The sequence below is a fragment of the Caulobacter vibrioides genome (assembly GCF_002858865.1).
Taxonomy (GTDB): Bacteria; Pseudomonadota; Alphaproteobacteria; order Caulobacterales; family Caulobacteraceae; genus Caulobacter; species Caulobacter vibrioides.
In genome coordinates this window covers 70722-85435 of the sequence record NZ_PJRR01000004.1, presented here as the reverse complement: position 1 = coordinate 85435, position 14714 = coordinate 70722, and the positions used below count along the sequence as shown (strand labels likewise).

General features: G+C 67.1%; 11 protein-coding genes and 1 pseudogene. 6 read left to right on the top strand and 6 right to left on the bottom strand.

Annotated features, from left to right (window positions below; genetic code table 11):
• Window positions 1–12 precede the first annotated feature (12 nt).
• A complete protein-coding gene (locus CVUC_RS00790; protein ID WP_096034224.1) occupies window positions 13–2001 on the bottom strand; it encodes a protein meaA in 1989 nt (662 codons plus the stop codon).
• A gap of 271 nt (window positions 2002–2272) precedes the next feature.
• Here CVUC_RS00790 and CVUC_RS00785 point away from each other — a divergent pair, with 271 nt between their 5' ends.
• On the top strand, window positions 2273–3652 hold the full coding sequence (locus tag CVUC_RS00785) for a hypothetical protein (RefSeq protein ID WP_096034225.1): 1380 nt from the start codon (window positions 2273–2275) through the stop codon (window positions 3650–3652).
• Between the two features lie 50 nt (window positions 3653–3702).
• Here the strand turns inward: CVUC_RS00785 and CVUC_RS00780 are convergent, their stop codons facing one another.
• A complete protein-coding gene (locus CVUC_RS00780) occupies window positions 3703–4434 on the bottom strand; it encodes an enoyl-CoA hydratase/isomerase family protein (RefSeq protein WP_096034817.1) in 732 nt (243 codons plus the stop codon).
• A gap of 272 nt (window positions 4435–4706) precedes the next feature.
• Here CVUC_RS00780 and ccrA point away from each other — a divergent pair, with 272 nt between their 5' ends.
• The gene (gene ccrA / locus CVUC_RS00775; protein ID WP_096034226.1) at window positions 4707–5981 is read left to right on the top strand and encodes a crotonyl-CoA carboxylase/reductase; all 1275 of its coding nucleotides are present in this window, start codon (window positions 4707–4709) and stop codon (window positions 5979–5981) included.
• A gap of 248 nt (window positions 5982–6229) precedes the next feature.
• Here the strand turns inward: ccrA and CVUC_RS20120 are convergent.
• The 3 genes and pseudogenes from CVUC_RS20120 to CVUC_RS00765 form a co-directional block, all read right to left on the bottom strand.
• A pseudogene (locus tag CVUC_RS20120) lies at window positions 6230–6319 on the bottom strand (hypothetical protein); the annotation flags it as partial.
• A gap of 56 nt (window positions 6320–6375) precedes the next feature.
• Window positions 6376–7986 carry a serine hydrolase gene (locus tag CVUC_RS00770; protein ID WP_096034227.1) on the bottom strand — a complete coding sequence of 537 codons (1611 nt, stop codon included), beginning with the start codon at window positions 7984–7986 and terminating at the stop codon, window positions 6376–6378.
• Window positions 7987–8139: 153 nt separating this feature from the next.
• Complete coding sequence (locus CVUC_RS00765) at window positions 8140–9834, bottom strand: acyl-CoA dehydrogenase family protein (protein ID WP_096034228.1); 1695 nt, start codon at window positions 9832–9834, stop codon at window positions 8140–8142.
• 105 nt (window positions 9835–9939) lie between these two features.
• Here CVUC_RS00765 and CVUC_RS00760 point away from each other — a divergent pair, with 105 nt between their 5' ends.
• The gene (locus CVUC_RS00760) at window positions 9940–10566 is read left to right on the top strand and encodes a glutathione S-transferase family protein (protein WP_096034229.1); all 627 of its coding nucleotides are present in this window, start codon (window positions 9940–9942) and stop codon (window positions 10564–10566) included.
• Window positions 10567–10573: 7 nt separating this feature from the next.
• On the opposite strand, the gene CVUC_RS00755 is transcribed toward CVUC_RS00760, so the two are convergent.
• Window positions 10574–11629, bottom strand: coding sequence for a DUF2855 family protein (locus CVUC_RS00755; protein WP_096034230.1), 1056 nt, complete (start codon window positions 11627–11629; stop codon window positions 10574–10576).
• Window positions 11630–11780: 151 nt separating this feature from the next.
• Between CVUC_RS00755 and CVUC_RS00750 the strand changes: the two genes are divergently transcribed.
• From CVUC_RS00750 to CVUC_RS00740, 3 genes are all read left to right on the top strand, one after another.
• The gene (locus CVUC_RS00750) at window positions 11781–12836 is read left to right on the top strand and encodes an AraC family transcriptional regulator (protein ID WP_096034231.1); all 1056 of its coding nucleotides are present in this window, start codon (window positions 11781–11783) and stop codon (window positions 12834–12836) included.
• A 57-nt stretch (window positions 12837–12893) separates the two neighbouring features.
• Entirely contained in the window at window positions 12894–13604 is a 711-nt protein-coding gene (locus CVUC_RS00745) for a CPBP family intramembrane glutamic endopeptidase, BDIM_20840 family (RefSeq protein WP_096034232.1), read from the top strand.
• 92 nt (window positions 13605–13696) lie between these two features.
• Window positions 13697–14599 (top strand): EamA family transporter, encoded by a 903-nt coding sequence (locus tag CVUC_RS00740; protein ID WP_096034233.1) that lies wholly within the window; start codon window positions 13697–13699, stop codon window positions 14597–14599.
• The last annotated feature ends 115 nt before the right edge of the window (window positions 14600–14714 follow it).

Genomic DNA, 14714 nt, shown 5'->3' with positions numbered 1-14714 from the left:
CGAAGCGCGCGCTCACGCCTCCGTCAGCGCCGTCGCCTCCACCAGCTTGACGACGTCGCCCATGATCTGGGTGATCTTGAAGTCCTTGGGCGTGTAGATCCGCGCCACGCCCATCTGTTTCAGGATCAGGGCGTCCTCGGGCGGGATGATGCCGCCGGCGACGACGGGGATGTGGCCCAGCCCTTCGGCGCGCATCACGCGGATCACTTCCTGCACGAGGTCGAGGTGCGAGCCCGACAGGATCGACAGGCCCACGACGTGGGCGCGGCTTTCCTTGGCGCGGCGGACGATCTCCTCGGGCGTCGAGCGGATGCCGTCATAGACGACCTCCATGCCGCAGGCGCGGGCGCGGGTGGCGATCTGCTCGGCGCCGTTGGAGTGACCGTCCAGGCCCGGCTTGCCCACGAGATAGGTGAGCGTGCGGCCCAGCATTTCCGAGACCCGCTCGACCTCGCGCTTCACCGCCTCGACGTCCTCGGCCTCGCCCGTTGAGACCACCACCGCCACACCGGTCGGGCCGCGATACTCGCCGAACACCTCACGCAGGGCGCCGGACCATTCGCCGGTGGTGACGCCGGCCTTGGCGGCGGCGATCGAGGGCTCCATGACGTTGCGCCCTTCGCGGGCGGCGGCCTTGAGATCGGCCAGGGCGGCCTCGACCGCGGCGGCGTCGCGCGCCTCGCGCCAGGCCTTGATGCGGGCCACGACCTCGGCCTCCAGGCGCGGATCGACGGTCTCGATCGCGCTCTCACCGGCCGAGAGGGGCGAAGCCTCGGTGTCGGTCCAGCGGTTGACCCCGACCACGGTCATCTCGCCGGTCTCGACCGCGCGCACCCGCTTAGCGTTGGAGGTCACGAGCTCGGACTTCATGTAGTCGATGGCGCTGGCCGCCCCGCCCATCTGGTCGATCAGGTCCAGTTGCGCCAGCGCGCCCTTCGACAGCTCGGCGACCTTGGCCTCGACGACGTGGGAGCCGTCAAACAGGTCTTCGTATTCCAGCAGGTCGGTCTCATAGGCCAGCACCTGCTGCAGGCGCAGCGACCACTGCTGGTCGAACGGACGCGGCAGGCCCAGCGCCTCGTTCCAGGCCGGCAGCTGCAGGGCCCGGCAGCGGGCGTCCTTGCTGAGCGTGACGGCCAGGGCCTCGATGAGAATGCGGTAGACGTTGTTCTCGGGCTGCTGCTCGGTCAGACCCAGGCTGTTGACCTGCACCCCATAGCGGAAGCGGCGGGCCTTCGGGTCCTGCACGCCATAGCGCTCCAAGAGGATCTGGTCCCAGAGCTTGGTGAACGACCGCATCTTGCAAAGCTCGGTGACGAACCGCACGCCGGCGTTGACGAAGAAGCTGATCCGCGAGGCGACGATCTCGAAGTCCTCGTCGGGCACCTGACCGCCGGCCTTGACCGTGTCGAGCACCGAGATGGCCGTGGCCAGGGCGAAGGCCAGCTCCTGCTCGGGCGTCGCGCCGGCCTCCTGCAGGTGGTAGCTGCAGACGTTCATCGGGTTCCACTTGGGAACCTCCAGGTAGCACCAGGCGATCATGTCGCCGATCAGCCGCAGGGACGGGCCCGGCGGGAAGATGTAGGTGCCGCGCGACAGATACTCCTTGATCAGATCGTTCTGCGTCGTGCCCTGCAGAAGCTTGCGATCGGCCCCCTGCTCGTCGGCCAGCGCCACGTACATGGCCAAGAGCCAGGCGGCCGGCGCGTTGATGGTCATGGAGGTGTTCATCTTCTCCAGCGGGATCTCGCTGAAGAGCTGACGCATGTCGCCCAGATGGCTGATCGGCACCCCGACCTTGCCGACCTCGCCGCGCGCCAAGATGTGGTCGGGATCATAGCCCGTTTGGGTGGGCAGGTCGAAGGCCACCGACAGGCCGGTCTGCCCCTTGGCGAGGTTGGCCCGATAGAGCGCGTTCGACTTCTCCGCCGTCGAGTGGCCGGCATAGGTGCGGAAGATCCACGGCGGATCGGGCGCGTGCTGATACGGCGTCGAGGTCATGATCGCTCCCAGGGCGGCTCTGGCGGCCTTTGATTATCGCCGATCATGAGCCGGGATTTGCTGCGATGCAATATCCGTTTCGCGGGTGCGAACTTGGGACACTCAAAGCGAGGACGTAGATCTGACCCGCCGTCGCAACGGAAGTGGGCTCGTCGAGTCCGGTTGGGAGATGCTTCGCTGGCGACTTTGCGCCAAGCTGTATTGGGGCTACTGGCGCGCGAGCTGCTAAGCGGAACCAACTCGATCTGTAGCACCCCCACTGGAGGCCCGCTTGGCGCGCACAGAGATCAAGTTCGACGACTACAAGTTGAAGGCGTTTTTGGATGCGAACATCATCCTTGAGTGCCGACCGTTGGCCGAACTTCCGTGGGATGAGATTGTCAATGAAGGACCAATCATCGCGCTCATCACGCCGACCGGCATGAAGGAGATCGATGCCAAAAAGCAGGACGGGCGTATCGGGAAGCGCGCCCGCGAATTCAACAGACTGATCGCCCCCGTAGCGGCGGGTGGACCACCCATCGTGATCCGCGAGAAGGAACCGCGAGTCGAACTGGCACTATCGCGAGCAACGAGAATTCCTTGGGATCAGTACGACGAACTTGACCGCGACGATGGTGACTCCCGGATCGTTGCCGAGGCCCTTCACGCCAAGGATATGAACTCTGAGGGAAAGCTGATTATCAGCCATGACATCAAACCAATAGCTTTCGCTTCTGGCTACGATCTAAAGACGCTGCATGTCTCTGATAGCTGGTTGCGGCCACGCGAACCCGGCCCTTCCGACAAAGAAAATCAGAAGCTCAAGCAGCAACTTGCGGCCTTCGAGGCCACACAGCCCAAATTTGATATCTCCATCGAATTGCTTACAGGTGAGCCGGTTACGGTCCTGCGCATTGAGGATCTAAAGGAACAGGAACGCGCTGATATCCAGCGCAAGATCCATGAGCTTAATCCGCCTGCGCAACAGCACCGCGATCCATATGGCCTCTCGGGTATCGGTAGCTACGACCACTCCTATGACGACCGCTTCCTAGCCTACCGGAAGCGCATCTCGAAATTCATGACGAACTACTCTCAGCGACTTGAGCGGCTGTTCAATCAAACAGGCTTCGCTGTGAAGGTCGTAAACTCAGGAAAGTTGCAGGCCGAAAACTTACTGGTGGAAGTCACGGTGTCAAATGGGTGGCTACATGATCGCTACGCCATGATAGCCGCCCAAGGACCATCGGCTCCAAGCGTCCGGTCCATATCCTATTTCTCAACGCCAGATCTTGGTCGAATGATCTCGCCTCGCATCGGCAGACATGAGTTTGAATTCAAGGAAGACCCGAATTGCGGGCCTCTTTTTTCCGTAACCTGTGCTGACTTCCGTCACGGCCAAGTGTGGAGTTTCGAGGGGGTCATTGGAATAGACCCTCGTGGCGATGGCCCGACCACAGTCCACGTAGAAGTCACGGCTTCAAACTATCGAGGTACGGCCGAGTTGAACCGTCAGCTCGGCACCAAGATCGAAACCGTACACATATCCACTGTAGTCGATATGGATACACTTCTACCGATCGCCCCTATACCCATGCAAAAGCACATCGACGCTCGGGAATATGATGCCCTCGACTTCAAGGCGTTCGGGAGTGGAACGGGCGAGTAGGCGGCGCTCCAAGCTCAGGCAAACCTCAAGACTGACTGCGCTAGACAAACTCACCGGCCTTCGAATAGCGTCGCCCGCTTTCCAATAAATGCCGCCCGCGCCTCGGCGTGATCGGCCGACGCCGCTAGCCCCGGGATCTCCGCCGCCGTCGCCGATACGCCGGACGCCACCCGCTTGGTCGCTTCGATCGCCAGCGGGGCGCGCGAGGCGATGATGCGGGCCATGTCCAGCGCCGCCGGCAAGAGGCCCTCGGAGGCGTGGACCTCGGCGACGATCCCGTCGGCCAGGGCGCGGGCGGCGTCGAAGGGCGCGCCGGTCAAGAGGTGCGGCTTGGCGCGGCTCTCGCCGACCAGCTTGGTCAGGCGGTCGGCCGAGGCGGTCAGGCCCATCCGCACGGCCGAGCAGGCGAAGCTGGCGCGCGTCCCGGCCAGGCGGATGTCGCAGGCCAGGGCCAGCTCCAGCCCGCCGCCGATGCACCAGCCGTCGACGGCGGCGATCACCGGCGCGCGGACGGCGGCGATGCGGTCGCACATGTCCAGGAAATGCAGGATGGCGGCGGTCTGGGCGGCCACGTCGCGCGACAGCGACTCGGCCAGGTCATCGCCGGTGCAGAAGGCGCCGTTGCGTCCGGTGAGGATCGCGACGCGAACCGTGCGATCGGCCTCGATCTGCGCGAAGGCGTCCAACAAGCGCGCGCGTTCGGCCAGGGCCAGGACATTGGCCGGCGCGACGTCCAGCTCGACCAGCGCGACGCCGGCCTCGGGTTGGGAAAGATGGATCATGCCGCCAGCGTGGCGCGCCTCGGGCAGGTCGGCAACCTTCCCCCGCGACATTCTCGACCGATGTTGCGCCGCACAAAGATTCTGCTTGCCAGTTTCAAACAGTTGTCTCAGCGTAGGGGCGTTCCGGGCGATTTTTTGCGCTCAAGAGCCAAAAACGACCCAAAGGCGAGACGTTTATCGCGTTTCGACCGGCGGGCAGCGCAGCCGAGTTTGACCTTTGCGCATTGTTGCACCGCAAGAAAGGTTGCAGCGCGGAAGGAACGGGGAGTGAGATGACGATTGAGACGGTTGAGACCACCGCGCTGAAGGACCTGTACGAGATCGGCGAGATCCCGCCGGCCTTCCACGTGCCGAAAACCATGTACGCCTGGAGCATCCGCAAGGAGCGCCACGGCAAGCCGACCCAGGCCATGCAGGTCGAGGTGGTGCCTACCTGGGAGATCGGCGAGGACGAGGTGCTGGTTCTCGTGATGGCCGCCGGCGTCAACTACAACGGGGTCTGGGCCGCGCTGGGCGAGCCGATCAGCCCGCTGGACGGCCACAAGCAGCCCTTCCACGTCGCCGGCTCCGACGCCTCGGGCATCGTCTGGAAGGTCGGCGCCAAGGTGAAGCGGTGGAAGCTGGGCGACGAGGTCGTCATCCACTGTAACCAGGACGACGGCGATGACGAGGAGTGCAACGGCGGCGACCCGATGTTCTCGTCCAGCCAGCGGATCTGGGGCTACGAGACGCCGGACGGCAGCTTCGCCCAGTTCTGCCGGGTGCAGTCGCGCCAGCTGCTGCCGCGCCCCAAGCACCTGACCTGGGAAGAGGCCGCTTGCTACACCCTGACCCTGGCCACCGCCTACCGCATGCTGTTCGGCCACAAGCCGCATGAGCTGAAGCCCGGCCAGAACGTGCTGGTCTGGGGCGCTTCGGGGGGCCTCGGCGTCTTCGCCACCCAGCTGGCCGCCGTCGCGGGCGCCAACGCCATCGGCGTGGTCTCCTCCGAGGACAAGCGCGAGTTCGTGCTGTCGATGGGCGCCAAGGCGGTGCTGAACCGGGGCGAGTTCAACTGCTGGGGTCAGCTGCCGAAGGTCAACGGCCCCGAGTTCAACGACTACATGAAGGAAAGCCGCAAGTTCGGTAAGGCGATCTGGCAGATCACCGGCAACAAGGATCTCGACATGGTGTTCGAGCACCCTGGCGAGCAGACCTTCCCGGTGTCGGTGTTCCTGGTCAAGCGCGGCGGCATGGTCGTGATCTGCGCCGGCACGACGGGCTTCAACCTGACCATGGACGCCCGCTTCCTGTGGATGCGCCAGAAGCGCGTGCAAGGGTCGCACTTCGCCAACCTGATGCAGGCCAGCGCCGCCAACCAGTTGGTCATCGACCGCAGGGTGGATCCCTGCCTGTCGGAAGTGTTCCCCTGGAACGACATCCCGGCCGCCCACGAGAAGATGCTGGCCAACCAGCACCTGCCGGGGAACATGGCCGTGCTGGTCTGCGCCCAGCGCCCCGGCCTGCGCACCTTCGAGGAAGTGCAGGACCTGAGCGGGGCGCCATAGGCGGCGGAGGGCTCCTCGGTCGGGACGCGAAGTCGGCTTGCCGGCAGGGGGCAAATGCCCGGCTTTGGGCGATGGCCTGATTTCCGCTGCCGACCCTGGGCGGGCGTGTTTCCCTCTCCCCTTGCGGGAGAGGGTGGCCGCCGAAGGCGGTCGGGTGAGGGGTCGCGCTCGGCTATCCTGAGACGCTTTTCAACCCCTCATCCGTCAGCTTCGCTGACACCTTCTCCCGCAAGGGGAGAAGGAAACCTGGGGCCGCCACCCACCCATTGCTGACCTGCAAACCGTCCGCTTCCCGCGCCTGACGCCTCGCCCTGAACCCCTTGGAAGCCCACCTCCAAAATCGTGTCATCCCGGAAGCGCTTAGTGCGATACGGGATGACGCGCTTTTGCCGCCCTACCCTTCCTTGGTCAGGCGCAGGTCGTGGTAGTCGTAGCTGAAGTCGGCCAGCGGCGAGACCGCCTTGACCAGGGCCGACACCGCCTTGCCGTCCTTGATGTCGAACGTGAAGAAGGCGTCTTCCTGGGTGCGATCCTCGAAGGTGGTGATGAAGGTCTCGCCGTCGAACGGGCCAAGCTTGCCGCGCAGTAGCGGCGTCTTGTCGAACGAGACGTAGAGGCCCTTCTTCTTGCCCTTCCCCGTCACGCCGATCGTCACCGTACCGTACCAGGGGTCGCGATAGACCCCGGCATAGGCCTCCAGCGGCAAGCTGGGGGGAGCGCCGCCGCCCTTGGGCGTGGTGGCCGCTGCGGCGTCCTTGATCGTCTGGGCGTCGGCCTCGGCCTGGACGCGCTTGGACGAGGCGATCCAGTCGAAGTCGCTGCGCCCCTGCAGCCGATCGGGACCACCGAACCGCAGCGACCGCAGCACCGGGTTCTCCTCGGCGTTGGTCATGATCATGATCCCGGACTTCCGGCCGGGCAGCAGGCCCGTATACGAGATGAAGCCGGCCAGGCCTCCAGTGTGCCAGAGCAGGCGCTCGCCCCGGTGATCCTGCACGTACCAGCCCAGGGCGTAGGCCTGCATCGAGGGCCGCGCCGGGTTCTCGTTGCTGGGGCCGTCTGACCAGCTGGTGATGGTCTGCGGCTTCCACATCTCGCGGGCCTGGGCCTCGCTCCACAGGCGCTTGCCGTCAGCCGCGACGCCCCGGCCCAGCTGGACCTGCATCCACTTGCCGATGTCGGCCGGACAGGAATTGACCCCGCCGGCGGGGCCGGCCGCGTCGAAGCTGGCGTCGAACGGCAGCACCTTCTGCGGTCCCAGACCCCGCACCGGCGGCCCCAGGCGCGCATGCGGCAGGGCGCGGCGCGACTGGTCGACGAGACGCGGGCTGGAGACGGTGTTGCTCATGCCCAGCGGGTCAAAGATCCGCGCCTTGATCACCTGCTCCCAGGTCTGCCCCGTCACCGCCTCGATCACCGCCCCGGCGACGACATAGAGGACGTTGTCATAGGCGTAGCCGCCCCGGAACTGGCCGCCGATCGGCAAGTGCTTCAGGCCCGCCACGATCTCGGCCCGGGTGTGGGTGGGCGCCGGCCAGATCATCAGGTCGCCCGCGCCAAGGCTCAGGCCGCTGCGGTGAACCAGGAGATCGCGCACCGTCAGCAGCTTGGTGACGATCGGGTCCTTCATCGCGAAGTCGGGCAGGTATTGGGTGACCGGCGCGTCCCACTCGATCCGCCCCTCCTCGACCAGCATGGCCAGCAGGGCGGCGGTCATGGCCTTGGTGTTGGAGGCGATGCCGAAGACGGTGCTCTCGTCGCAGCGGTCCTGGCCGCCCAGCGTCTTGACGCCATAGCCCTTGGCCAGGGTGATCTGGCCGTTCTCGACCACCGTGATCCCCAGGCCCGGCTGGTCGGGGAAGGCGGCCATCACGTCTTGGGCGAACTTGTCGACCGCCGCGCCGACCGCGCCCGTCTCTTGCGCGAAAGCCCGGCTCCCGAACGCCGCCAGGCCGGTGGTGGCGAGGCCCGAGATCAGGGCGGCGCGGCGCGTGGTGGTCAGCATGGAGGCGTCCCTAAGAGGAAATCCTCTCCCATGGGGAGAGGAGGGACCCATTGCGTAGCAATGGGAGGTGAGGGGGTAAACCGTCGGCCGTGAAACCCCTCACCCTCCCACCGCTTCGCGGTGGGCCCCGCCCTCTCCCTCTGGGAGAGGGATTTAGTTCCCGCCGTCCAGCAGACGCCGCGCGATGACCTGGGCCTGGATCTCGCCCGCCCCCTCGAAGATGTTGAGGATACGGGCGTCGGCCAGCAGGCGGCTGGCGGCGTATTCCATCGCAAAGCCGTTGCCGCCGTGGATCTGCAGGGCGTTGTCGGCGGCGGCCCAGGCGACGCGGGCGGCGATCAGCTTGGCCATGCCGGCCTCAAGATCGCAGCGCTTGCCCTCGTCCTTCTGGTGGGCGGCGAAATAGGTCAGCTGGCGCACGCCCATGATCTCAGCGGCCATCATGGCCAGCTTGTTGTGCACGCGCGGGAAGTCGAAGATCGGCTGGCCAAACTGCTTGCGGTCGAGAGCATAGGACAGACCGACCTCCAGCGCCGCCTGGGCCACGCCCACAGCGCGCGCGGCGGTCTGGATGCGAGCGCTCTCGAAGGTGGCCATCAGCTGCTTGAAGCCCTGGCCGGTGACGCCGCCTAGCAGGTTCTGCGCCGGCACGGTGAAGCCGTCGAAGGCCAGCTCGTACTCCTTCATGCCGCGATAGCCGATCACGCCGATCTCGCCGCCGCTCATGCCCTCGGCGGGGAACGGCGCTTCGTCCGTGCCGCGCGGCTTAGGGGCCAGCAGCATCGAGAGGCCACGATAGTCGGTGGTGGCCGGATCGGTGCGGACCAAGAGGGTCATCACGTCGGCGCGGGCGGCGTGGGTGATCCAGGTCTTGTTCCCAGTCACGACGTAACTGTCGCCCTTCAGCTCGGCGCGCGTGCGCAGGGCGCCGAGGTCGCTGCCGGTGTTCGGTTCGGTGAAGACGGCGGTCGGCAGGATCTCGGCGCTGGCGATCCTGGGCAGCCAGTATTCCTTCTGGGCGTCGGTGCCGCCGGTCAGGATCAGCTCGCCGGCGATCTCCGAGCGGGTGGCCAGCGAGCCGACGCCGATCCAGGCCCGCGACAGCTCCTCGGAGACCACGCACATGGCGGTCTTGCCCATGCCGCTGCCGCCGAACTCTTCGGGGATGGTCAGGCCGAACACGCCCAGCTCGCCCAGTTCCTGCACCAGCTCCAGCGGGATCAACTCGTCCTTCAGGTGCCATTCGTGGGCGAAGGGCGTGACCTTTTCCTCGGCGAAGGCGTGGAACTGGTCGCGGATCATCTCGAAGGTCTCGTCGAGACCGGTCTGCTCCAGGGTCGGGCGGCCCCGCGCTTCGGCCAGACGCTGGGCGATACGGGCCTTGACGGCTTGCGAGCCGCCCTCGGCCGCCAGTCTGGTCATGGCCTCGGAGGCCAAGCGGTTCAGCACCGCGCGGTCTTCGACCAGATGTTGGGGACGGACGATCTCGCCCTGGTTCATCGGCACGCCGCCGACCAGCTGGGCGCTGTACTCGGAGAACAACAGCTGGGCCAGCAGGGCCTCGATCTCGCCAAAGCGCCCTTCAGCCTCCAGGCGCTGGGCCCAGCCGGCGACCTGGTTCATCAGTTCGGCGTAGGATGCGTACCAGCCATAGCCGTGAACGCGGTGCTGGTGGACGTCGGCGAGCTTGCGGTCGACCTTGCCACCTTGAGGCGCGATATGGGCCAGGACGGCCGGTTTGGCCTCGGCGACGAACAGCGCGACCGCATCGGCGGCCTCGCGCAACAGGCCCGTCAGGCCCGGCAGGATCAGGGTTTCGTTGGTGTTCTCGGCGACCGTGTCGGTCATGGCTTGCTCCCCGCGCCCAAACAGTTGTTTTCTTTTACTCTGGCCGTTTTCGCACCTGCGAGCAATGCCGCACCGCAACATAATGTGGGAAATTGGGGGAGACAGATGATCAAGGTTCACCACCTCAACGAGTCGCGCTCGCAGCGGATCCTGTGGCTGCTGGAGGAGCTTTCCCTCCCCTACGAGATCGTCCAGCACACCCGCGACGCCAAGACGCGCCTGGCCCCGCCGTCGCTGACCGACGTCCACCCGCTGGGCAAGTCGCCGGTGATCCAGGACGGCGAGCTGGTGGTCATCGAGTCCGGCGCGATCATCGACTACATCATCCGTCGCCACGGCGGCGGACGCCTGGCCCCGGATGCGGCCAGCGCCGACTATGACCGCTACCAGCAGTGGCTGCACTATGCCGAGGGCTCGGCCATGCTGCCGCTGATGCTCAACATGTATGTCGGTCGTCTGGGCGAGGCCGGCGCGCCGCTGCACCCGCGCATCCAGTCCGAGATCGCCAACCACCTAGCGTTCGTGAACAACAGCCTGGCCGGCCGCAACTACTTCGTCGGCGACAGTCTGACCGGCGCCGACATCCAGATGAGCTTCGTGCCCGAGGTCGCCAAGGCCATGGGCAAGCTGGCCGACTATCCGCACATGGCCGCCTGGATCGAACGCATGCACGCCCGTCCGGCCTGGAAGACCGCGCTCGACAAGGGCGGGCCTTACGCGCTGGGGGCTTAAAGCCCCTCTAGGGCCGCAGGACCACGCCGACATCCGGCGCGGTCCCGCCGTCCACCTGGGCCAGATAGGCCGCCCGCATGGCGTCCTGGCCTTGGCCCTCCTCAACCTTCAACCAGCGCGGCGCGTCGGCCACGAACGGGCCCCAGGCCGCGCCGTAGCGCTGATCGAACTCGCCGCCCGGCCAGTCCTGGCGGCGCTTGGCGATGCGATCGGGCGCGAAGAAGAAGGCCGGCTGCGGCCCCGGCAGGGCGACCTGGGCGCGCGGCGCCTCCCAGTGGGTGCCGCCGACCAGGATCGAGGCCTTCAGGTCATCGGCGAAGCGGTTGTGCACCGCCGCCAGCACCGCCGAGTCGCCGGCGAAGTCGACGAACACCGCCGGCCCGGCGATCGGCGCGGTCGGCAGGTCGTCGTACAGCACCACCTGGTCGTAGAAGCCGAGGCCCTCGACGAAGGCCTTGTTACGCGGCGAGGTCAGGCCCACCACCTTGACGCCGCCGCGCGCCTTCAGCAGCGCCGCCAGGGCGATGGCGGTCTTGGACGAGGCGCTGGACAGGATCACGCTGGCCGCGCCGTGGAACCCGGCCTCGTCCAGTTGGTCGTCGATCAGGAACGAGGTGATGAACAAGGGCTGCAACAGCGCCGTGTGCGCCTCCAGCGGGCTCGCCGCGCCCACGGCCATGTACTGGTTGTAGACCGCCGCCAGGTGCTGGCGGTGCGGCGCGACGTCCGCAAAGCCCGCCTTGCCGACCTTGGGCGTGACGGTCAGGTGGGTCGACATCGGCCAGTAGCCATAGAACCGCTGGCCGACGTCGACGCCGGGATGGTTGCTGGCCTCGACCCGCGCAAAGCCCCAGACCGGGACCCGGCCAAGGCCCTCGGCCGCCGGGAAGAAGTCCCAGTACTTCATCATCTCGCCGAACACCGCGTAGGTGATGTTGTTGGCGGTCAGGGCGAAGCTCTCGATCGCCAGACGCACCTCCCCGTCGGCCAGCGGCGGCGGGACGACGTCCTGAAACGCGGTGTGGCGCAGGTCGCGCTTGGCGACGACGAAATCCCAGGCCATGGGGGCCTCCCTTGCTCGTTGGCGGGAAGCTAGGCGGCGGCCGAACCCCAGTCAAACAAACGTTCGCCACCTCACCCCACCTTGGCCAGGATGGGAGGCTCGACAAAGAGCTTCGTGCTAGACCCGCGCTCGAGCCGCACTCTGGAGCCCCATGGACATCAGCCAGATCGATGTGATCGTTCGGGTCGCCGGCGCCACCCTGCTGCTGCTGTTGGCGATCCTCTTGGCGCGAGACCCCCGGACGCGGCGCGTGGCGGCCTATTTCGCCCCGATGGCGATCTGCCTCGTCGGCTTCCTGGCCGGCAATACGCCCGAACCGGCCCTCAGACTGAGCGGCCCGCTCGGCACGGTGGGCGCCTTGATCGCGGGCTACGCCGCCGTCTTCCTATGGTGGTTCTGTCTCGCCAGCTTCGATCCGCTGTTTCGGCCGCGCGGCGGTGTTCTCTTGGCGGGCGCGGCCTGGCTGATCATCGCCAGCGCCGACCGCGGCCTCTTTGGTCCCGCGCTGGAAAGTCGCGGGCTGTCCTGGGCGCTCATCGCGCTGGGTCTTTCGATGCTGACCTATCTGGCCTGGCGCCTGGTCCGCGACCGCGCGGGCGATCTGGTGGATGAGAGCCGCCGCGCGCGCCTCCTCGTGGTGATGCTGCTGGGCGGACAACTGGCGGCGGACTTTCTGGTCGACCTGATCATGGGGCTGGACTGGGGCCCTCACGGCTTCACGATCCTTCAGAACGCGGCCTTCCTGGCCTTCGCCGCCTGGCTGGCCTTGCGCCTGCTGCCGATCCCGGCGCCCGCGAGCCCGCGCGTCCCGGCGCAGAGCCCCTCGCCCGCCCAGGGCGACGAGGCGCGCCTGCTCGAGCGGCTGCGCGTGCTGGTCGAGGTCGAGAAGATCCACCTGGCGCCTGATCTCGACTTCGCGGACGTCGTGCGCCGCATGGGCGCCCCGGAACGCACGGTGCGGCGCCTGATCAACCATCGCCTCGGGCACGACCACTTCCGCGCCTTCCTGAACGCCTGCCGGGTGGCCGAGGCCAAGCGGCTGCTCGCTGATCCGACGCGGGCTGAAGACAAGCTGATCGCCATCGCGCTCGACAGCGGGTTTGCCTCGCTGGCCTCGTTCAACCGCGCCTTCCAGGCCGTGGAAGGGCGTCCGCCCAGCGCCTTCCGACACGGGCCGACTCCTGAGGAACGCCCGGCCGTGTTCTGAGGAGCGCGCGATCCGCCGCCGGCCTAAGCCGTCCGCCTCAGATTACGAGGCGAGATCATGGACGGCTTGTTGAGCATCGGCGCGATCCTGGCGCTGCTTTTGTTGGCCGGCGGCGCGATCGCGCTTCTGGGCGGGCGCAGCGCCGTCTCGTTCCGCTGGCTTCTCGCGGCGGCGGGGCTGGTGCTGCTGAACGACGCCCTGCTGACCCGGGTCTATCGTCTTGCGCCGGACCTGATCGGCGGCGACTGGAACTGGCAGGGCAAGCTGGCGGCCCTGGCCGCGACCCTGGCCCTGGCCGCCCTGCCCATCCTTGGCTGGCGCGCGAGCGGCCTGACCTGGCGCCAGGCTGATCTCAAGGGACCCCTGGTCGTCGCCGGCCTGTATGCGCTGCTGTTCGTCGGCCTGGCCCTGGCCTTCCCGAACGAACCCGCCGACCCCGAGACCCTGGCCTTCCAGCTGACCATGCCGGGCCTTGAGGAAGAGGCGTTCTATCGCGGCGTCCTGCTGCTGGCCCTAGACCGCGCCTTCACCAGCCGGGTCCGCTTTCTGGGCGTCGACTGGAGCTGGGGCGCGGCGCTGTCCTGCGCCCTGTTTGGCCTGGCGCACGCGTTCGGCGTTTCCAAGGGCGAGGTCTCGTTCGAGCCGCTCGTCTTCGCGCTGACCGCCGGTCCTTCGCTGATCGCCGTGTGGCTGCGACTTCGGACGGGCAGCCTGCTGCTGCCGGTGCTGATGCACAACCTGGGCAACGCCGCCTCACTGCTGATCTGAAGACCAGCCCTTGTCGGCGCCAAGAAAAGGTTTCGGTTGCGGTGACGCCGACCGAGGCGCAATCGGGGACGACCACCGCCGATGGAGCGTCCATGCCCCAAGCCGCCCTGCCGCTGCGCCATTTCCTCTTGGCCCTGGCCGTGGTGGCGGTGTGGGGGACCAATTTCGTGGTCATCCGCATCGGCCTTGATCACCTGCCGCCGCTGCTGTTCGCGACCCTGCGCTTTTCGATGGTGCTGTTGCCGATGGCGTTCTTCGTCAAGCGACCGGCGGTGTCATGGGCCAATCTCGCCGCCTATGGCGTGGCGATCGGCGCGGGGCAGTTTGGCCTGCTGTTCGTGGCCATGAAGGGCCATATCTCGCCGGGCCTGGCCTCGCTGGTGGTGCAGACCCAGGTGTTCTTCACCATCGGCATGGCCATGTGGATCAGCCGCGAGCGGGTGCAGGGCTTTCAGGTGGTGGCGCTGCTGCTGGCCGCCTCGGGCATCGTGCTGATCGCTGTGCATGGCGGCGGCTCGGCGACGCCGCTGGGCGTCACGCTGGTGCTGCTGGCCGCCGCCAGCTGGTCGGCGGGCAACATGGTCTCGCGCCAGGCGGGCGCGGTGAACATGCTGGGCTATGTGGTCTGGGCCAGCCTGTTCTCGATCCCGCCGCTGTTTGCGATGTCGCTGTGGCTGGAGGGCTGGCCCGCCATCGTCCAGGGCGTCACCGCCGCCACGCCCTGGACCTGGGCCGCCGTCGCCTGGCAGGCGGTGGGCAACACCATGTTCGGCTACGCGGCCTGGGGCTGGCTGCTGGCAAGGCACCCGGCCGCCACGGTGACCCCGATGGCGCTGCTGGTGCCGGTGTTCGGCATGGGCGCCTCGGCCCTGCTGCTGCACGAGGCCCTGCCCGCCTGGAAGCTGATCGCCGCGGCCCTGGTGCTGACAGGCCTGGCGGTGAACATGCTGTGGCCGAAGGTGCGGGCATGGCGAGCGGCGGCGGCGACGACTTAGCCCGTCCAACAACACCACCGTCATCCCGCGCTTTATGCGCGGGACCCATGGTTCAGCTTCACCCTGAGCATGCGACTTTCTCCGCACGTGCGGCGGAGAAATGGGTCCCGCGAAC